The 19,653-nt window shown below is 68.1% G+C and carries 11 protein-coding genes and 3 rRNA genes; 2 read left to right on the forward strand and 12 right to left on the reverse strand.

From position 1 onward, the window contains the following. Positions 1-329: 329 nt before the first annotated feature. The 5 genes from recN to OG948_RS09605 form a co-directional block, all read right to left on the reverse strand. Positions 330-2,063, reverse strand: coding sequence for a DNA repair protein RecN (gene recN / locus OG948_RS09585; protein WP_395873811.1), 1,734 nt, complete (start codon positions 2,061-2,063; stop codon positions 330-332). 122 nt (positions 2,064-2,185) lie between these two features. Continuing rightward, positions 2,186-3,073 (reverse strand): NAD kinase, encoded by an 888-nt coding sequence (locus OG948_RS09590; protein ID WP_406295456.1) that lies wholly within the window; start codon positions 3,071-3,073, stop codon positions 2,186-2,188. A gap of 73 nt (positions 3,074-3,146) precedes the next feature. Further along, on the reverse strand, positions 3,147-3,950 hold the full coding sequence (locus OG948_RS09595) for a TlyA family RNA methyltransferase (protein ID WP_406300215.1): 804 nt from the start codon (positions 3,948-3,950) through the stop codon (positions 3,147-3,149). Positions 3,951-4,052: 102 nt separating this feature from the next. Beyond that, on the reverse strand, positions 4,053-4,292 hold the full coding sequence (locus OG948_RS09600) for a hypothetical protein (RefSeq protein ID WP_406295458.1): 240 nt from the start codon (positions 4,290-4,292) through the stop codon (positions 4,053-4,055). Beyond that, entirely contained in the window at positions 4,289-4,897 is a 609-nt protein-coding gene (locus OG948_RS09605) for a hypothetical protein (protein ID WP_406295460.1), read from the reverse strand. Before OG948_RS09605 ends, OG948_RS09600 begins: the two co-directional genes overlap by 4 nt. Positions 4,898-5,309: 412 nt before the next feature. Here OG948_RS09605 and OG948_RS09610 point away from each other — a divergent pair, with 412 nt between their 5' ends. Then, positions 5,310-5,651, forward strand: coding sequence for an alkyl sulfatase C-terminal domain-containing protein (locus OG948_RS09610; protein WP_395873758.1), 342 nt, complete (start codon positions 5,310-5,312; stop codon positions 5,649-5,651). Between the two features lie 30 nt (positions 5,652-5,681). Here OG948_RS09610 and OG948_RS09615 read toward each other — a convergent pair whose 3' ends face one another. Continuing rightward, on the reverse strand, positions 5,682-6,686 hold the full coding sequence (locus tag OG948_RS09615) for an HAD-IIA family hydrolase (protein WP_406295462.1): 1,005 nt from the start codon (positions 6,684-6,686) through the stop codon (positions 5,682-5,684). A 95-nt stretch (positions 6,687-6,781) separates the two neighbouring features. Continuing rightward, on the reverse strand, positions 6,782-7,255 hold the full coding sequence (locus OG948_RS09620) for a tetratricopeptide repeat protein (protein WP_395873757.1): 474 nt from the start codon (positions 7,253-7,255) through the stop codon (positions 6,782-6,784). 103 nt (positions 7,256-7,358) lie between these two features. Here OG948_RS09620 and OG948_RS09625 point away from each other — a divergent pair, with 103 nt between their 5' ends. Beyond that, positions 7,359-8,618 (forward strand): DUF1015 family protein, encoded by a 1,260-nt coding sequence (locus OG948_RS09625; protein WP_406295464.1) that lies wholly within the window; start codon positions 7,359-7,361, stop codon positions 8,616-8,618. A 524-nt stretch (positions 8,619-9,142) separates the two neighbouring features. On the opposite strand, the gene OG948_RS09630 is transcribed toward OG948_RS09625, so the two are convergent. The 5 genes from OG948_RS09630 to tyrS all read right to left on the reverse strand — a co-directional run bounded on the left by OG948_RS09630 (position 9,143) and on the right by tyrS (position 19,620). After that, on the reverse strand, positions 9,143-9,988 hold the full coding sequence (locus tag OG948_RS09630; protein ID WP_406295467.1) for a hypothetical protein: 846 nt from the start codon (positions 9,986-9,988) through the stop codon (positions 9,143-9,145). A gap of 2,089 nt (positions 9,989-12,077) precedes the next feature. Continuing rightward, a 5S ribosomal RNA gene (rrf, locus tag OG948_RS09635) occupies positions 12,078-12,194 on the reverse strand. 125 nt (positions 12,195-12,319) lie between these two features. Continuing rightward, positions 12,320-15,448, reverse strand: a 23S ribosomal RNA gene (locus OG948_RS09640). A 344-nt stretch (positions 15,449-15,792) separates the two neighbouring features. After that, positions 15,793-17,316 (reverse strand): 16S ribosomal RNA (locus OG948_RS09645). The 16S, 23S and 5S rRNA genes sit together here, the layout of an rRNA operon. Before the next feature lie 1,026 nt (positions 17,317-18,342). Beyond that, positions 18,343-19,620 carry a tyrosine--tRNA ligase gene (gene tyrS / locus OG948_RS09650; RefSeq protein WP_406295468.1) on the reverse strand — a complete coding sequence of 426 codons (1,278 nt, stop codon included), beginning with the start codon at positions 19,618-19,620 and terminating at the stop codon, positions 18,343-18,345. Positions 19,621-19,653 lie beyond the last annotated feature (33 nt).

The raw sequence follows: 19,653 nt of genomic DNA on the forward strand, positions 1-19,653 counted from the left end.
CGTCGATCACGAGGTCTCGCCGGGGTCGGGGGCGCTGACGCGCCAAGGCGCAGCCGAGTCCGGCGGCCCGTCCGCGGGCAGCCCGACCTCTCACCGCAGCCAATCCACCCCTCCGGCAAACCACACCGGGGGCCGCGGGGCCGGATCAGGTCCCCACGCCGCCCCTGAAACCCCAACCTCCGCACCAGAGGCAACGGGTGGAGCGGGTGGGTACACAACCCAAAGCAACCAAAGACGCATCCGCAGCACAGCGCACAACGCACGCCCATCGCCCACGCAACCCGCCCGCTACCGCAGCGAACCCGCCCAAGCCGCTTCGCCCATCAGGGTCATGTGACCTCGAGCTTGGCTCCCGCGGCCGTGGCCAGGAGTTCTTCCGCGTGGGCCCGGCCGAGTTCGGAGTCTTCCAGGCCGGCCAACATGCGGGAGAGTTCTCGGACTCGGGCCGGGTCGTCGAGGGTGACCACTCCGGAGCGGGTGACCGTGCCGTCGCTGGACTTTTCCACCACCAGGTGGCGATCGGCGAAGGCGGCCACCTGGGGGAGGTGGGTCACCACGATCACCTGGGCGACCCGCGCCAGGCGGGCCAGGCGGCGGCCCACCTCGACCGCGGCCTTGCCGCCGACGCCCTGGTCGACCTCGTCGAAGACGAACGTGGGGACCGGGTCGGCGCCGGCGAAGACCACCTCGACCGCGAGCATCACCCGGGAGAGCTCACCGCCGGAGGCACCCTTGGCCAGCGGTCGCGGTGGCGCTCCCGGGTGCGGGGACAATTGCAGTTCGACCTCGTCCACGCCCGCCTGGCCGTACGCCAGGACCCGATCGCCGACCGGCAACCCGTCCGGGTCGTCCACGCCGGAGATGGCCACGCCGACCCGCGCGTACGGCATCGCCAGCGCCGCCAACTCGCCGGTCACCGCCGCCGCGAAGCGTTCCGCCGCGGCGTGCCGGGCCGCCGACACCTCGCTCGCGAGCGCCGCCAACTCGACCCGCAGCGCGTCCCGTTCGGCGGTCAGTTCCTCGGTGCGGTCGTCGTCGCCGTCCAACTCGGCCAACCGCGTGGCCGAGCGCTCGGCCCAGGCCAGCACCTCGTCGATCGACTCGCCGTACTTGCGGGTCAGCGCCGACAGTGCCGCCCGCCGCTCCTCCGCCGCCGCGAGCCGAACCGGGTCCGCGTCCACGCCGGCCGCGTAGGAGGCGAGCTCGGTGGCCACGTCGGACACCAGGTAGCCGACCTCGCCGAGCCGATCCGCCAACGCCGCCAACGCCGGGTCGTGCGCGCGTACCGCCTCCACCGCCCGCTGTGCGGCACCCAGCAGGGTCGAGGCGTCCACCGCGTCCGTACCGGTCTCCGGATCGCCCAACAGCGCCTCGTGCGCCGTGGTCGCCGCGGTGCGCAGCGCGTCCGCGTGACCCAGCCGCAAGGTCTCCGCGGCCAGTTCCGCGTCCTCGCCCGGCTGCGGCACGACCTGTTCGATCTCGGTCAGGCCGAACCGCAACAGATCGGCCTCCTGCGCGCGTTCGCGCGCCCGGGTGGTGATCTCGGCGAGTTCCGCGCTCACCTCGCGCAGCCGCCGATAGACCCCGCCGTACGCCTTCAACGGCACCGACACGGCCTCCCCGGCGTACCGGTCGAGCGCGCCGCGCTGCCGGGCCGGGCGCAGCAGCCGCTGCTGGTCGGTCTGGCCGTGGACCGCGATCAGGTCGTCGGCCAGGTCGGTCAACAACCCGACCGGCGCGGACCGCCCGCCCACATGCGCGCGCGAGCGACCCTCGGCCGAGACGGTCCGCGCCAGCAGCAGCTCGTCGTCGTCCAACTCGGCGCCCGCCTCGATCGCCCGACGCCCCGCCGGCGAGTCCGCCGGCACGCTGAGCCGACCCTCCACCAGGGCCTTCCCCGTCCCGTTGCGCACCAGCCCGGCATCGGCCCGCCCACCGAACAGCAAGCCGAGCCCGGTCACCACCATCGTCTTGCCGGCGCCGGTCTCGCCCGTGACCACGGTGAAGCCCGGCGCGAGCTCGACTACGGCGTCTTCGATGACACCCAGACCCTGTATCCGCATCTCTTCGAGCACGGGACGACACTACGAGGTCGTGGGGACTCCACGCGAAGAACGCAGTTCAACGGCGTGTGTTCAACACACGAACAGACGACCGTATCGACGATCCGGCCCGGAAAGGCGGCTCACTTGCGCCCGCGCCAGCCCTTGACCGGCAGCGCGAACTTGGCCACGAGCCGATCCGTGAACGGCGCCCGATGCAACCGCGCCAACCGCACCGGCTGGGTCCCGCGACGCACCTCCACCCGCGCCCCGGCAGGCAACTGCACGGTGCGCCGGCCGTCGCACCACAGCGCGCCGGGCGGCGTCTCCGGCGCGAGCTCGAGCGCCAGCACCGAGTTCGGCGAGACCACCACCGGGCGCGCGAACAGCGCGTGCGCGCTGATCGGCACCATGATCAGCGCCTCCACCTCGGGCCACACGATCGGCCCGCCGCCGGAGAAGGCGTACGCGGTCGACCCGGTCGGCGTCGCGCACACCACCCCGTCGCAGCCCCACCGGGACAACGGCCGGCCGTCCACCTCGGCGACCAGTTCCAGCATGCGCTCGCGCGAGGCCTTCTCGATCGCGGCCTCGTTCAGCGCCCAGTTGGTGTGCACGGTCTCGCCGTTGACCCGCACCACCACGTCGAGCGTCATGCGCTCCTCGACGTCGTAGTCGCGCGCCACGACCCGCTCCACGACGTCGTTGAGGTCCTCGCGCTCGGCCTCCGCCAGGAAGCCGACCCGGCCCAGGTTGACCCCGAGCATCGGCACCGCCGCCTCACGCACCAGCTCCGCGCCGCGCAGCAGCGTGCCGTCGCCGCCGAGCACGATGGCCAGCTCGCAGCCCTTGGCCGCGTCCGGCTCCACCGACACCACGACCGCGCCCGGCAGGGCCAGGTCGTCCGCCTCGTTCTCGAGCACTCGTACGCCCAGGCCCGCCGCGATCAACCGCTCCACCACCAGCCGTGCGCTGCGCAATGCCGCAGGTCGGCCGGTGTGCGTCACCACCAGTACCGTGCGATCGTTCATGCCCGTATCCCCTCGTCCGCATCGAATCGACCGCAGCCGTACCCGTACGCCGTGACGCTACCGTGCGCGCCGCTCACCGAGGCCCCTCGGCGACCGCCCGATCGACGTCCGCCGGGTCCAGCTCCGGCGCACCGGCCCGCATCCACAAGAAGTACTCGACGTTGCCCGACGGCCCCGGCAGCGGCGACGCGGTCACCCCGAGCACACCCAGCCCCGTCTTCGCGGCCTGCTCCGCGACCGTACGCACCGCCTCGGCCCGCAGGGCCGGATCACGCACCACCCCGCCCGCGCCGAGCCGCTCGCGCCCGACCTCGAACTGCGGCTTGACCATCATCACCAGATCCGCGTCCGGCGCGGAACAGCGCACCAGCGCGGGCAGCACCAGCCCGAGCGAGATGAAGGACAGGTCACCCACCACCAGATCGGCCGCCGGTCCCACCTGATCCGGCGTCAGCTCACGCACGTTGGTCCGGTCCCGTACCGTCACCCGATCGTCGCTGCGCAGCGCCCACGCCAGTTGCCCGTACCCGACGTCCACCGCGACCACGTGCGCCGCGCCCGCGCGCAACAACACGTCGGTGAAGCCGCCGGTGGAGGCGCCCGCGTCGATGCAGCGCCGCCCCTCGACGGTGAGGCCCAGCGGGGTGAACGCGGCCAGCGCGCCCGCGAGTTTGTGTCCACCGCGCGAGACGTAGTCCGGATCGCCCTCGTCGGCGGCGACCACCACGGCCGCCCCCGCGTCGACCTGGGTGGCCGCCTTGGTCGCGGCCTGCCCGCCCACCGTCACCCGCCCGGCCGCGATCAGTTCGCTCGCGTGGTCCCGGGAGCGAGCGAGTCCCCTGCGCACCAGCTCGGCGTCGAGCCTGCGTCGTGCCACCGGTCGTGCCTGCCGTTCCTTGGTTGTGCCGAAGTCGTCGACGAGGACCGCCGTTCCCGCGCCCGACACGCGTGGGTCCCTCGCCCGGGTCGGGATTCGGACCTACCGGTCCAGGTCCGCCAGGGTGTCCCGCAGCCCTCGGTGCACATCCTCGTACACCGACCCGTGCGCCTCGGTGGGCAGGTCACCCACACGGCTCAGGGTGGCGAGTACGGCGTCCACGTGCGGATCACCGGTGGGCGCGGGCGGCTCGACGTCGAGCGGCCCGATCGCGGCCGGCCCCGAGGGCGCGACGAGCCCGACCGCGCCGGGCCCCACGCCCACGTCCGCGCCCTCGCTCACGACTGCTCGTCCGCGTCGGCGGCCGGCTCGGCGGGCTTGCGGATGGCCTTCTTGGCCGGCGTCGCCTTCTTCGTCGCGGCGGTGCCGTTCGTCTTGCGCGCGGGCTTGCGCGGCCCGGCCCCCGGAGCCGACGCGGGCGCGTTCGCGGCCGTCTTGCGCGCCGCGGCCTTCTTCGCCGCAGCGGGCTTCGTGGCCGCCGCGGGCTTCGTGGCGGCGGGCTCGGCGACCGGCGCGGCCGGCGAGGCGGCGGCACGGGTCGCGGCCGGCGAGCCCGTACCCGTCGCCGGACGTGCCGTCCGCGGCGTGGACGCACGCGCCAGGCGGTGCTCCAGGTCGGTCACCCGGCTCTTGAGCCGAGCGATCTCCTCCTCCGCCTTGATCAGATCCTTGGTCCACGGCTTCGACCGGGACAGCGCCTTGTCCACCTCGCCGCGCACGACGCCCACGAGCAGGTCCCGGTTCGCCTTGCCCGTCTCGTACAGCTCCTCGGCGACCTGCTGCACATACTGCGGCAACGCCTGGGCCTGGTCCGGCACCTGCTCCAGGTCCAGGCCGCTGCGCTCGACGAGGGCCTTGGCCACCTCGGTGACACGCTGCCGGGTCATCTCGGTCAAGCCACTGGCGATCTGAAGGTAACTGCGAACGACATCTCGCATAAGCGGCGCCTGCCTTCCTGCTCCGGCCGCCGTATGCGTGCCTGTGCGGCGATACGAACGGCGATGATCGGTCTGCTCCGACGCTACCCTCTCGACCGGCGCGGGACCGGAAGCAACGACATGCGGGCCGCGCCGAGAACGACGGAGAAGGGCGGAGAAGGGCGGAGAAGGGCCGAGAGCGGGGAAGAAGGACGGAGAACGACACGGGCCGGCCCGAGGACGGTCGCCGACCTCGGCCTCCGACGACGACCGAGGAGGCGACGGAAGGCGAGCCGACCGCACCCGGCGACCCGGCCCGGCATCGGCGGACTCCCGGTGGGGTACGGTCGCCAACCGGATCCCACGGAAGGAACGCCTTCGCATGGCCACCGTCGAAGAGTGCCGCAAGGCCCTCGAGGAACTGTCCGCCAAGATGGGCCGAGCGGAGGGCGAAACCCGCAAGGCCACCCAGCTCGACCGCAGCCTCAGTTGCCGCGTCACCGACCTCGACGTCACCTTCTCCGGCCGACTGCGCGACGGCGCGCTGCACGACATCGACACCGAGCCGCGCACCGACAAGGCGCAGATCCGGCTGAGCCTGACCGGCGACGACCTGATCGCGCTGGTCGCCGGCGAACTCAACTTCGGTGCGGCGTGGGCCAAGGGCCGGGTCAAACTGGACGCCTCGTTCAAGGACCTGCTGGTCCTGCGCAAACTGCTCTGACCCGGCCCACCCCACCTCGGGTCGCGCCCGCTACCAGCCCAGACGCGACGCGACCCCGGCCGTGTCCACCGGCGCGTGCGCCGCCCAGGCCGCGGCGCACGCCGCCCGCAGCCCGTCGATCCGCTCGCCCTTGCCCTCGACCGCCACGGCGCCGTCGACCACTTGCGCCGACCAACCGCCACACACCCACGCCTCGCCCTCTTGCCGAGCCGTCACCGGCGCGGCCAACAACGCCCGCAGGTCCTCGGCCACGAACGTCGGCCGCCGGCCCTCGCCCGCCGCCAGCAGCCCATCCGGCGTGGTGACCCCGGTGAGCACCAAGAGGCTGTCCACGCCCCCCTTGCACGCGCCCTCGATGTCGGTGTCCAGCCGGTCGCCCACCACCAGCGGCCGACGCGCGCCGGTACGCAGGATCGTCTCCCGATGCAGCGGCAACTCGGGCTTGCCCGCGACCACCGGCTCGACCCCCGTCGCCGCCCGCACCACGCCCACGAGCGCGCCGTTGCCCGGCGCGATACCGCGCTCGGTGGGAATGGTCAGGTCCGCGTTCGAGGCCACCCAGAACACCCCGCGCGCCACCGCGTACGACGCCTCGGTGAGCGCCTGCCACCCCACGTCGGACGCGAACCCCTGGACCACCGCCGCGGGCTCCTCGTCCGCCGACCGCACCGGCCGCAGCCCGTGCTCGCGCAACGCCACCTCCAACCCCGCGCCGCCCACCACGAGCACCGCCGCACCCTCGGGCACCCGCTCCGCGACCACCCGCGCGGCGGCCTGCGCCGAGGTCACCACGTCCTCGGGCTGCGCCGGGATGCCCAGCTCGACCAGGTGTTCGGCCACCGTCTTGGGCGGCCGGGACGCGTTGTTCGTGACGAACGCCAGCCCCATCCCCCGCCGCCGCGCCTCGGCCAGCACCTCCACCGCGTGCGGAACGGCCCGCGCGCCGGTGTACACGACACCGTCCAGGTCGAGCAGCGCGACGTCGTACGCCCGCGCCAACTCCCCCGCCACCGCGGCCTCGTCCGGAGCGTCCACCCCCGCTGCCGATGCCGACGTCGACCCCGTCGCGGATGCCGAAGTCGTTGCCGAGGTCGAAGTCGTTGCCGAGGTCCCTGCCGAGGTCTGCTTGCTCACGCGTCGTCGCTCCTGTCGTCCATGTCCCCACCGTCCTTGCCGATCGTCCCGTATGCGCCGGCCCTCGCGCGCAACGTGGCCCGCGCCTGGACCAGAGCCGTCCGGTAGTGCTCGGTCTCCGGCCGCATCGCCACCGCGAGCGCCAGGTGCTCCACCGCGGTCTCGAAATCGCCGAGCCGCGACGCGGACAATCCCCACCCGAACTGCGCGTAGTCGTCCGCCGGATCCGACTCGGCCACCGCCCGAAAATGCCGCAGCGCCTCGTCGTGTCTGCCCGAGTCGAACCAGGCCCGCGCCAACGCCTCCCGCACACTGCGCGACTCCGGCGCCGCGTCCGCCGCCCGCGCCAACAACTGCGCGGCGGCGGCCGGATTACCCGACGAGAGCAACTGCATGCCACGCCGATACCAGTCGTACACGTCTCCCGTGGGCGCACCGTTCACCCCGCCGGCTCCCTGAGCCATCGCCATGATGCCCTCCCGCAACTCGACCATCCGCCGGCCGGCGAAATCCGGCGGCCGGCGACATCGGATGTCCTGATCTTGCCCGGGCTCGGGCCCGTAACATTCGGCCATGGACGACGCAGTGCCGAACGGGCTCGATCTGGCCCCCTTCCGCGGGCTTCGCTACGACCCGGAACACGTGGGGGACGTCGCCTCGGTGACCTCGCCGCCGTACGACGTGGTCGAGCCCGGCGGCGTACCCGCGCTGGAGGACGCCGATCCGCACAACATCGTGCGCCTGGTCCTCCCGCGCAGCGCGGAACAGGCGGGCACCACGCTGCGCACCTGGCTGGCCGAGGGCGTGTTGCGCCCCGACCCGCTGCCCACGCTGTACGTATACGAACAGCGCGACCACAACTCCATCCAACGCGGTCTGATCGGCGCCCTCTCGCTCGACTCCGCGGTCCTGCCGCACGAGGACGTGATGCCCGGACCGGTCGCGAACCGCGCCGCGCTGATGACCGAGTTGTCGGCCAACCCCGAGCCGATCCTGCTGGTGTACACCGGCGGCGGGCGCGCCTCGGACATCGTGGAACAGACCACGCACCAGTCGCCCCTGGTCGGCCTGCGCACGCCGGACGGCATACGACACCGGCTGTGGGGGGTGACCGATCGGCACGCGCTCACCGCGATCCGCGAGGACCTCGCGCATCGCAAGGCGCTGATCGCCGACGGCCACCACCGCTGGGCGGCCTACGCCAGGATGCGTGACCGCGCGCACGCGGACGGCCGTGGCGACGGCCCCTGGGATCGCGGCCTGGTGCTGCTCGTGGACACCGTCCGACACCCGCTGCGGGTCGGCGCGATCCACCGCGTCCTGCCCAAGCTGCGCCCGGCCGACGCCCTGAACGCCCTGGCCACCTACGGCGACGCGGGCGCCGGCGCGTTTTTGGCCCGCCCCCTCGACGGCACTTTGCCGGCCGCCCTGTGGGCACTGGACCAGGCCACCGGACCGGCCTTCCTGCTCGCCGGCGACCGCCGCTTCCACCTGCTCACCGGCCCCGACCCGGACCTGCTCGACCTCGCGATCCGCGCCGACCGCCCGCACACGTGGCGCTGTCTGGACGCCACCGTCCTGCACGCGGCCCTGCTCGACCACGTCTGGCACGTCCCCGACAACTGGGACAACATCACCTACGTCCACGACGCCACCGCCGCCGTACGCCAGGCCAACCACACGGGCGGCACGGCAATCCTGCTCCGCCCCACCGACGAGCGAGTGGTGAGAACACTGGCAGAACAAGACGTACGCATGCCCCGCAAATCAACATCATTCGGCCCAAAACCAGCCACAGGCCTGGTCCTACGAACCTTGGACCTGGACGAGTAGCCCCAAAACCACCCCCACCCCACGACCAGCGCCGCCCCGCGGGCGGCGCCACCCCGCGGGTGGGACGGGGTCGCGGGTCGAGCCGGGTCGCAGGCGGGGCGGGCTCGAAGGCCGCGCTGGGTCCTAGGCGGAGCGGGGGCGCCGGCGGAGCCGGGCTGCGGGCGGAGGCGAATCGCAGGCGGGACCAGGTCGCGAGCGCGGTCGAGGTCCGGTCGCAGGCAGCGCCGGCTCGGGCCGGGCCGCGGGTCGGCGCCGGATCGCAGGCGGAGCCGGATCGCAGGCGGGACCAGGTCGCGGGCGGGGCGGGGTCACGGTCGGCGCCGGGTCGCAGGCGGGACCGGGTCGCGGGGCCAGACCAGGCCACCCCGGCGCCCCTGAAACCCCAGCCTCCGCACCAAGGGCAACGGGTGGAGCGGGTGGGCACACAACCCAACCCAACCAACGCACAACGACGGCCACGCCCGAAACGCAAGAAGGGCCCGACACACGTGTGTGCCAGGCCCTTCTCACGTCCCACCGCCAAGTCAGTCCTTCTCGACCGCCGACTCGTCATCCGCAACCACGTCCGAGCTCGCCGCATCGGCAACCTCGTCCTCGGCCGCAACCTCGGCCTCGACCTCGGCAACCTCGTCCTCGGCCTCATCCTCGGAGTCGGCGGAGCCGTCCGCGTCCTCGTCATCCTCCGCGTCCGGGTCGAGCGCGTCGGTGAAGTCGAGGCCGTCGAGTTCGGCGACCCGCTCGGCCGCACCCGTCTCGCCCGTCGTGTCCGCCTCGGCTGCCCGGCCGAACCAGTCGCGCGCCTCGTCGTCCCGGCCCACGGCCGCCAACGCGTCGGCGTACGCGAATCGCAGTCGCGCCACCCACGGATTCGTCGACGCCGAGTTCAGCTCCGGCACCTGCAGCGTAACCACGGCCGCGTCGAGCTGGTCCAGGTCGCGACGCGCGCCGGCTGCAACGATCCGCAGCTCGATCTGCGCGGCCTTGTCCAGTTCCTTGACCTCGTCCGCGCCGGCCATCTGCAACGCCCGCTCCGGACGACCCAGCCCACGCTCGCAGTCGGCCATCACGGCCCAGTGCTCGCTCGAACCGGTCATCCGCCGCGCCGCACGCAGCTCGGACAGCGCCTCCGCGTACGCACCCGCCATGTACGCGGCGATCCCCGCCGCCTCGCGCACCGCGGCAACGCGCGACGCGAGCCGCAGCGCGACCTTGGCGTACTTGTAGGCCAGCTCCGGGTCCTCGTCGACCGTACGGCCGATCATCACCAGGTTGCGCGCGACCTCGTCAGCGAGGGTCTTGGGCAGCCCGCGCAGCTCCTGGCGCGCCTCCGCACCGAGCTCCTCGGCCTGCACGTCCTCCGGGATGTACATCCGCTCGACCGGCACATAACCCGGCTCGTCCCGACGGTCGAACGACGGCCGCGACCCACCACGATCGTCCCGATTCCCATACGACGGACGGCTGTTCCCGCGGTCCCGGTCCCCATGGGAGGGTCGGCCACCACGGTCGTCCCGGCTGAACGAGGAACGCGACCCGGCACGATCCCCGCGGTCGCCATACGACGGCCGCGAGCCGCGGTCGTCCCGAGCGGGCCGGTCCGAACGCTCCGGCCGATCCGACCGGAACGGCGGACGCGACGACCCACCGCGGTCGTCCCGGGCAGGCCGGTCCGAACGCTCGGGCCGGTCCGGCCGGAACGGCGGACGCGAACCGCCACCGGAACGGTCATCCCGATTGAACGCGGGACGCGCCGAGCCACCACGGTCGTCCCGATTGAACGACGGACGACGGTCACCACCACGCTCGTCCCGACCACCACTCGCCGGACGACCCGAACCCCGGTCGTCCCGACGCGGCGCCGGACGACGCTCGTGGAACGGCTGCCGCGCACCGGGCTGACCGTTGTAGGTCGGCCGGCTGCTGGCGCCGTCCTTGTAGTCGCGGTCCCCGAACTCCCGCTCGTCACGAGCGGACCGGTCCGAACGCTCAGGACGGTCCGACCGGAACGGCGGACGCGAACCGCCCGCACCGCCGCGCTCGTCCCGGTTGAACGACGGACGACGGTCGCCACCACGATCGTCCCGGTTGAACGGGGGACGCGAGCCACCCCGGTCGTCACGATTGAACGAAGGACGCGACGAACCACCACGGTCGTCCCGAGCGGGCCGGTCCGAACGCTCCGACCGGAACGGCAAACGCCCACCGGCGCCACCCCGGTCGCCACGATCATCACGGTTGAACGAAGGACGCGACGACGCACCGCGGTCGTCCCGGCCAGGCCGGTCCGAACGCTCGGGCCGGTCCGACCGGTACGGCGGACGCGACCCCCCACCCGAACGATCGTCACGGTTGAACGAGGGACGGCGATCCCCGCCGCGCTCCTCACGGAACCCGGGCCGATCGTCCCGACCGGCCGGAGGCCGACGGTCGTCACGGTTGAACGAGGGACGCGAGCCACCCCGGTCGTCACGGTTGCCGTACGACGGACGACTGCCACCCCGGTCGTCACGGTTGTAGGGCGGGCGCGAACCACCATCGCGGTCGTCACGGCCCGGCCGCGTGATCGCGTGGTCGCCGCGAGCCCCGTAAGACGTACGCGACTGACCGCGGTCACGCTCGGGAGCGTCCGCCCGGAAGGGCGGACGGGAGCCACCACGGTCGTCGCGGCCAGGGCGATCGTCACGAGCGGGCCGGTCCGACCGGTACGGCGGACGCGACCCCCCACCCGAACGATCGTCACGATTGAACGAAGGCCGCGAGGATCCACCACGGTCATCCCGCCCACCGGACTGCGGCCGACCCGCACCACGGTCGTCACGGTTGAACGGCGGACGCGAGCCACCCCGGTCGTCACGATTGCCGTACGACGGGCGCGAACCACCGCGGTCGTCCCGCGCAGGCCGGTCCGAACGCTCGGGCCGGTCCGACCGGTACGGCGGACGCGAACCGCCACCGGAACGGTCATCCCGATTGAACGGGGGACGCGAAGCACCACCACGGTCGTCCCGACCGCCGGACTGAGGACGCCCACCGGACTGCGGCCGACCGGCGCCCGCGCCACGGTTGCCACCACGGTCGTCACGATTGAACGGAGGACGCGAACCGCCACGGTCGTCACGGCCACCCTGGTCACGACCACCGGAAGCCGGACGGCCACCGCGATCATCACGGTTGAACGGCCGGCGATCACCGCCGCCACCGCCCCCCGAGTACTGCGATCCACTGGGACGGCGACTCGGCCGTCCCTCGGAGGGGGGATTGGACATGGGATTTGCTCCTCGTGATCGTCGTACGGGTACGCAGTCGCCTGTGGCGCGACCACCATTGTCCCGTATGACGAACGAAGTCGGCGCACCCGATGGTGGCCCTGAGCCCCTGTGGACAGGAGTCGCCACGGTAAATAGAACTGGACAAAAAAATAAGGGGCCCCACCGGGGTGGGGCCCCTTACTCACGTTGATTCCGGCGGCGTCCTACTCTCCCACACCCCTTCGAGTGCAGTACCATCGGCGCTGGAGAGCTTAGCTTCCGGGTTCGGAATGAGACCGGGCGTTTCCTCTCCGCCAAGACCACCGGAAAACCATCGAACCCTGCAAAAGGGTCGTTCGGTGAACCAGAAATCACATGCGGTGATTCAATTATCAAACGGGTTCCCCGAAACCGATTGCGGTTCGGGAACCACACAGTGGACGCGTAGCAACTGAGGACAAGTCCTCGGCCTATTAGTACCGGTCAGCTCCACCCCTTACAGGGCTTCCACACCCGGCCTATCAACCCGATCGTCTCTCGGGGGCCTTACCCAACCGAAGTTGGTGGGAGTCCTCATCTCGAAGCAAGCTTCCCGCTTAGATGCTTTCAGCGGTTATCCCTCCCGAACGTAGCCAACCAGCCATGCCCTTGGCAGAACAACTGGCACACCAGAGGTTCGTCCGTCCCGGTCCTCTCGTACTAGGGACAGCCCTTCTCAAGACTCCTACGCGCACAGCGGATAGGGACCGAACTGTCTCACGACGTTCTAAACCCAGCTCGCGTACCGCTTTAATGGGCGAACAGCCCAACCCTTGGGACCTACTCCAGCCCCAGGATGCGACGAGCCGACATCGAGGTGCCAAACCATCCCGTCGATATGGACTCTTGGGGAAGATCAGCCTGTTATCCCCGGGGTACCTTTTATCCGTTGAGCGACGGCGCTTCCACAAGCCACCGCCGGATCACTAGTCCCTGCTTTCGCACCTGCTCGACCTGTCGGTCTCACAGTCAAGCTCCCTTGTGCACTTACACTCGACACCTGATTGCCAACCAGGATGAGGGAACCTTTGGGCGCCTCCGTTACCCTTTAGGAGGCAACCGCCCCAGTTAAACTACCCATCAGACACTGTCCCTGATCCGGATCACGGACCCAGGTTAGACATCCAGCACGACCAGAGTGGTATTTCAACGACGACTCCACGAACACTGGCGTGTCCGCTTCAAAGTCTCCCACCTATCCTACACAAGCCGAACCGAACACCAATATCAAACTATAGTAAAGGTCCCGGGGTCTTTCCGTCCTGCTGCGCGAAACGAGCATCTTTACTCGTAGTGCAATTTCACCGGGCCTGTGGTTGAGACAGTCGAGAAGTCGTTACGCCATTCGTGCAGGTCGGAACTTACCCGACAAGGAATTTCGCTACCTTAGGATGGTTATAGTTACCACCGCCGTTTACTGGCGCTTAAGTTCTCAGCCTCGCCCCGAAGAGCTAACCGGTCCCCTTAACGTTCCAGCACCGGGCAGGCGTCAGTCCGTATACATCGTCTTACGACTTCGCACGGACCTGTGTTTTTAGTAAACAGTCGCTTCTCGCTGGTCTCTGCGGCCACCACCAGCTCGGAGAGCAAGTCTCCTCACCAACAATGGCCCCCCTTCTCCCGAAGTTACGGGGGCATTTTGCCGAGTTCCTTAACCACAGTTCACCCGAACGCCTTAGTATTCTCTACCTGACCACCTGAGTCGGTTTGGGGTACGGGCCGCCACGACACTCGCTAGAGGCTTTTCTCGGCAGCATAGGATCATCCACTTCCCCACAATCGGGTCGGCATCAGGTCTCAGGCTCGTGTTGTGCGGATTTGCCTACACAACGCCCTACACCCTTACCCCGGGACTACCACCGCCCGGGCTGGACTACCTTCCTGCGTCACCCCATCGCTCACCTACTACCCGATTGGTTCGGCGGCTCCACCAAAACCGTTCACCCGAAGGATCCCGGCGGCTTCACGGCCTTAACATCACGAGGTTCGGCGCTGGCGCATCGTAGCGGGTACGGGAATATCAACCCGTTGTCCATCGACTACGCCTGTCGGCCTCGCCTTAGGTCCCGACTTACCCTGGGCGGATTAGCCTGCCCCAGGAACCCTTGGTCATCCGGCGCACACGTTTCTCACGTGTGATTCGCTACTCATGCCTGCATTCTCACTCGTGCAGCGTCCACCGCTGGTTTCCACCGCGACTTCACTCGCTGCACGACGCTCCCCTACCCATCCGTACGCCTGAACCACGAAGGCTTGGCTACATGTACGAATGACACGACTTCGGCGGTGCGCTTGAGCCCCGCTACATTATCGGCGCGGAATCACTTGACCAGTGAGCTATTACGCACTCTTTCAAGGGTGGCTGCTTCTAAGCCAACCTCCTGGTTGTCTCTGCGACTCCACATCCTTTCCCACTTAGCGCACGCTTGGGGGCCTTAGTCGGTGCTCTGGGCTGTTTCCCTCTCGACCACGGAGCTTATCCCCCGCAGTCTCACTGCCGCGCTCTCACTTACCGGCATTCGGAGTTTGGCTTATCTCAGTAACCTGGTGAGGCCCATCAACAATCCAGTGCTCTACCTCCGGCAAGAAACACACGACGCTGCACCTAAATGCATTTCGGGGAGAACCAGCTATCACGGAGTTTGATTGGCCTTTCACCCCTAACCACAGGTCATCCCCCAGGTTTTCAACCCTGGTGGGTTCGGGCCTCCACACGGTCTTACCCGCGCTTCACCCTGCCCATGGCTAGATCACTCCGCTTCGGGTCTTGGGCGCGCGACTCAATCGCCCTGTTCGGACTCGCTTTCGCTACGGCTACCCCACACGGGTTAACCTCGCCACACACCGCAAACTCGCAGGCTCATTCTTCAAAAGGCACGCAGTCACGACCACCCACGACTAAACGCGGATGGCGACGCTCCCACGGCTTGTAGGCACACGGTTTCAGGTACTATTTCACTCCCCTCCCGGGGTACTTTTCACCTTTCCCTCACGGTACTAGTCCGCTATCGGTCACCAGGGAATATTTAGGCTTAGCGGGTGGTCCCGCCGGATTCACACGGGATTTCTCGGGCCCCGTGCTACTTGGGAAATGCGCAAGCAAGCCGCACATGTTTCGTCTACGGGGGTCTTACCCTCTACGCCGGACCTTTCGCATGTCCTTCGACTACATGTACGGTTTCTGACTCGCCGACCGGCCGGCAGACCGATCAAGCACACTCCCACGACCCCGATCACGCAACCCCTGCCGGGTATCACACGTGACCGGTTTAGCCTCATCCGATTTCGCTCGCCACTACTCTCGGAATCACGGTTGTTTTCTCTTCCTGCGGGTACTGAGATGTTTCACTTCCCCGCGTTCCCTCCACACACCCTATATATTCAGGTGCGGGTGACAGCCCATGACGACTGCCGGGTTTCCCCATTCGGACACCCCCGGATCACAGCTCGGTTGACAGCTCCCCGGGGCCTATCGCGGCCTCCCACGTCCTTCATCGGTTCCTGGTACCTAGGCATCCACCGTGCGCCCTTAACAACTTGGCCACAGATGCTCGCGTCCACTGTGCAGTTCTCAAACAACAACCGATTCCCACGAACATCCGATCCCGCCTGCTCACCCCAAAGGCGAGTGGTTCGAGGACCGTCCGAGGATCGGAACCTTCCCGAGACAACAGACCAGCCCCAACAGCCAACAGGCTGTGGGGCCGGGCCCGTTCCCTCAGGACCCAACAACGTGCCCGGCGGAAGCCTCCGACCGACCCGCGCTTTCCACGCCCCGAAGAGCAGTACTCACGAAGATCTTTGAAAGATCCCACCGAATAGTCAACGTTCCACCCATGAGCAACCCCTTCGATACATGCGATCGAAGCGGGCTATGTGCTCCTTAGAAAGGAGGTGATCCAGCCGCACCTTCCGGTACGGCTACCTTGTTACGACTTCGTCCCAATCGCTGGTCCCACCTTCGACGGCTCCCCCTCTTGCGAGTTGGGCCACCGGCTTCGGGTGTTACCGACTTTCGTGACGTGACGGGCGGTGTGTACAAGGCCCGGGAACGTATTCACCGCAGCAATGCTGATCTGCGATTACTAGAGACTCCGACTTCACGGGGTCGAGTTGCAGACCCCGATCCGAACTGAGACCGGCTTTTTGAGATTCGCTCCACCTCGCGGTATCGCAGCTCATTGTACCGGCCATTGTAGCACGTGTGCAGCCCAAGACATAAGGGGCATGATGACTTGACGTCGTCCCCACCTTCCTCCGAGTTGACCCCGGCAGTCTCCTGTGAGTCCCCATCACCCCGAAGGACATGCTGGCAACACAGAACGAGGGTTGCGCTCGTTGCGGGACTTAACCCAACATCTCACGACACGAGCTGACGACAGCCATGCACCACCTGTACACCGACCAAAAGGGGCACCTGTCTCCAGATGTTTCCGGTGTATGTCAAGCCTTGGTAAGGTTCTTCGCGTTGCGTCGAATTAAGCCACATGCTCCGCCTCTTGTGCGGGCCCCCGTCAATTCCTTTGAGTTTTAGCCTTGCGGCCGTACTCCCCAGGCGGGGAACTTAATGCGTTAGCTGCGGCACGGACGACGTGGAATGTCGCCCACACCTAGTTCCCAACGTTTACGGCGTGGACTACCAGGGTATCTAATCCTGTTCGCTCCCCACGCTTTCGCTCCTCAGCGTCAGTATCGGCCCAGAGACCCGCCTTCGCCACCGGTGTTCCTCCTGATATCTGCGCATTTCACCGCTACACCAGGAATTCCAGTCTCCCCTGCCGAACTCTAGCCTGCCCGTATCGAATGCAGGCTCGGGGTTAAGCCCCGAGTTTTCACATCCGACGCGACAGGCCGCCTACGAGCTCTTTACGCCCAATAATTCCGGACAACGCTCGCACCCTACGTATTACCGCGGCTGCTGGCACGTAGTTAGCCGGTGCTTCTTCTGCAGGTACCGTCACTTTCGCTTCTTCCCTGCTGAAAGAGGTTTACAACCCGAAGGCCGTCATCCCTCACGCGGCGTCGCTGCGTCAGGCTTTCGCCCATTGCGCAATATTCCCCACTGCTGCCTCCCGTAGGAGTCTGGGCCGTGTCTCAGTCCCAGTGTGGCCGGTCGCCCTCTCAGGCCGGCTACCCGTCGTCGCCTTGGTAGGCCACTACCCCACCAACAAGCTGATAGGCCGCGGGCCCATCCTGCACCGCCGGAACTTTCAACCCCCCACCATGCGGAGGAGGATGTTATCCGGTATTAGCTCCGGTTTCCCGAAGTTATCCCAGAGTGCAGGGCAGGTTGCCCACGTGTTACTCACCCGTTCGCCACTCATCCACCCCGAAGGGCTTCAGCGTTCGACTTGCATGTGTTAAGCACGCCGCCAGCGTTCGTCCTGAGCCAGGATCAAACTCTCCATTGATGTTCACCGGTAATCCGGTGGAACACAATAAGTGAGCGGCGACTCTCCCGAAGGAATAGTCCGGGTATGTCGCCGGCGTCCTTGCTGTGACCTGGGCCCACTGACGGAACCCAGGATTTTCTTCAAAGGAACCACCAACACTCTCCGCACACCGCCATGTGACGGGGCTTCAAGCGCCGGGGGTGTTTCTTTGGCGTTGACTTTTGGCACGCTGTTGAGTTCTCAAGGAACGGACGCTTCCTTCGGTGCGGAGTCAACCGCGCCCTCCGGGCGTTTAACGTTCAAGATGTTTCAGTTTTTCGTTTTCCGTGTTTCGCTTTCGCGTTTCCAGCTTAGCACACCGTTTCGGCGGCTTCGCTTTCCTCGCTTTCGGCTTCCACCGCGTTTCCGCGTTTTCCGCCTCCCGGACTCTAGCAGATCTTCCGACCCGCTTTTCGTCCGTTGCTTCGTGCTTTCCGCTTTCGAAACTCTCGTTTCTTCCGCTTCCGGCCCGCCGAGCTTAGCAGACCCGTTTTCCCGCCTCCCCCAACCTCGCTTGATCACTCTCGCGATGTCGGCGGCCGGCGAGCCGCGCGTCGTGCTCCGGATCTCTCCGGTACTCGATGCTTCAACTCTAGCAGGTTTCCCCGATAAAGCCGAATCGCATTCCGAAAATGCGATTCCCAGTAATAAATGGCAGCACAAATAAAACCCCCGGAATTTGGATGATCAAATTCCGCGCGCTTCACAAGGGCTGTGTCGATCACTGGTTACACTGGGTCACACCCACGGAGACACCACAGGGACGGAGCAGCCAAAGGCCGTCCGCTTCCGGATGGATCGTTGGGGTGTGAGTCGCGGTGGGATCGGCCATCGCGCCGGTGTTGAGGGCGCGCCTGTCCGGATCTCCCGAAGTTGCGACTCGTACGAGCTTAAACCACCGACTTGGACGGGTCAAGCCGGTCCCCTATACCCAGTGGAACGGGTCGGGAACCGGCTCGACGAGTGAACCGTCGGGGTGGCTGACGGTGCATCAACTGCCTTGTGTCAGGCGGTGATCTCCGCTGCGGCGAGGTTGCGCTTGCCGCGGCGCAGGAGGGCCCAGCGGCCGTGCAGCAGGTCGGACGCGGTGATCACCGCGTCCTCGTCGGTCACCTTGGCGTTGTTGAGGTAGGCGCCGCCTTCCTTGATGGTGCGCCGGGCACCGCCCTTGCTCGGGGCGAGGCCGGTGGCCACCAGGGCGTCGATCACCGTCGGGCCCTCGGGCAGTTGTGCGCTGGGGAGTTCGGCAACGGCGGAGCGCAGGGTCGGCTCGTCGAGTGCGGTCAGGTCGCCCTGACCGAACAGTGCCTTGCTCGCCTCGACGACCGCGGCGCACTGGTCGGCGCCGTGGACCAGCGTGGTCAGTTCCTCCGCGAGAGCACGCTGGCCGATCCGGGCGGCGGGGCGTTCCTCGCTGTCTCGTTCGAGGGTCTCGATCTCCTCGCGCGAGCGGAAGCTGAAGGTGCGCAGGTAGCGCGAGACGTCACGGTCGTCCGCGCCCAGCCAGAACTGGTAGAAGGCGTACGGCGTGGTCAGCTCGGGGTCGAGCCAGACCGTGCCGCCCTCGGTCTTGCCGAACTTGCTGCCGTCGGCCTTGGTGAGCAGGTTGGTGGTCAGCGCGTGGGCCTGGCCGTGCGGGTCGTTGCCGGTGATCCGACGGATCAGGTCGAGGCCGGCGGTGATGTTGCCCCACTGGTCGCTGCCGCCGATCTGGAGCGTGCAGCCGTACCGCTTGTAGAGCTCGACGAAGTCGTAGGACTGGAGCAGCACGTAGCTGAACTCGGTGTAGCTCATGCCTTCGCCGGAGAGGCGGGAGCGCACCGTCTCGCGGGCGAGCATCTGGTTGACGCTGAAGTGCTTGCCGATGTCGCGCAGGTACTCGACGATGCCGAGCTGCGCGATCCAGTCGTGGTTGTTCGCCATCACGGCGGTGCTCGGGTCGGTGCCGTCGAAGTCGAGGAACGCGGAGAGCTGGCCTCGGATCCGGTCGGTCCAGGCCTCGACGGTGGCGACCTCGTTCATCGCGCGCTCGGCCGAGGGCTTGGGGTCGCCGATCAGGCCGGTGGCGCCGCCGACCAGGGCGATCGGGCGGTGGCCGAACAACTGGAGTCGGCGCAGCGTCAGGACCTGGGTGAGGTGGCCGACGTGCAGGCTGGCCGCGGTCGGGTCGAACCCGCAATACGCCGTGACGGGACCGTCCGTGAACGCCTTCTTGAGCGCGTCCTCGTCGGTGGTCTGGGCCAGCAGGCCCCGCCACCGCAACTCGTCGACGATGTCCGTCACAGTGCCTGGTCTCCTCGATCGATGCCGATGTGC

This window comes from Embleya sp. NBC_00888 (assembly GCF_045207655.1).
Taxonomy (GTDB): domain Bacteria; phylum Actinomycetota; class Actinomycetes; order Streptomycetales; family Streptomycetaceae; genus Embleya.

What these genes read in the sequence shown, in the direction of transcription:
- OG948_RS09620 (WP_395873757.1), bottom strand. Translation starts at nt 7,255, where the DNA reads ATGGCGATGGCTCAGGGAGCCGGCGGGGTGAACGGTGCGCCCACGGGA.
- OG948_RS09605 (WP_406295460.1), bottom strand. Translation starts at nt 4,897, where the DNA reads ATGACCCGGCAGCGTGTCACCGAGGTGGCCAAGGCCCTCGTCGAGCGC.
- OG948_RS09625 (WP_406295464.1), top strand. Translation starts at nt 7,359, where the DNA reads ATGGACGACGCAGTGCCGAACGGGCTCGATCTGGCCCCCTTCCGCGGG.
- OG948_RS09590 (WP_406295456.1), bottom strand. Translation starts at nt 3,073, where the DNA reads ATGAACGATCGCACGGTACTGGTGGTGACGCACACCGGCCGACCTGCG.
- OG948_RS09610 (WP_395873758.1), top strand. Translation starts at nt 5,310, where the DNA reads ATGGCCACCGTCGAAGAGTGCCGCAAGGCCCTCGAGGAACTGTCCGCC.
- recN (WP_395873811.1), bottom strand. Translation starts at nt 2,063, where the DNA reads ATGCGGATACAGGGTCTGGGTGTCATCGAAGACGCCGTAGTCGAGCTC.
- OG948_RS09630 (WP_406295467.1), bottom strand. Translation starts at nt 9,988, where the DNA reads ATGTACATCCCGGAGGACGTGCAGGCCGAGGAGCTCGGTGCGGAGGCG.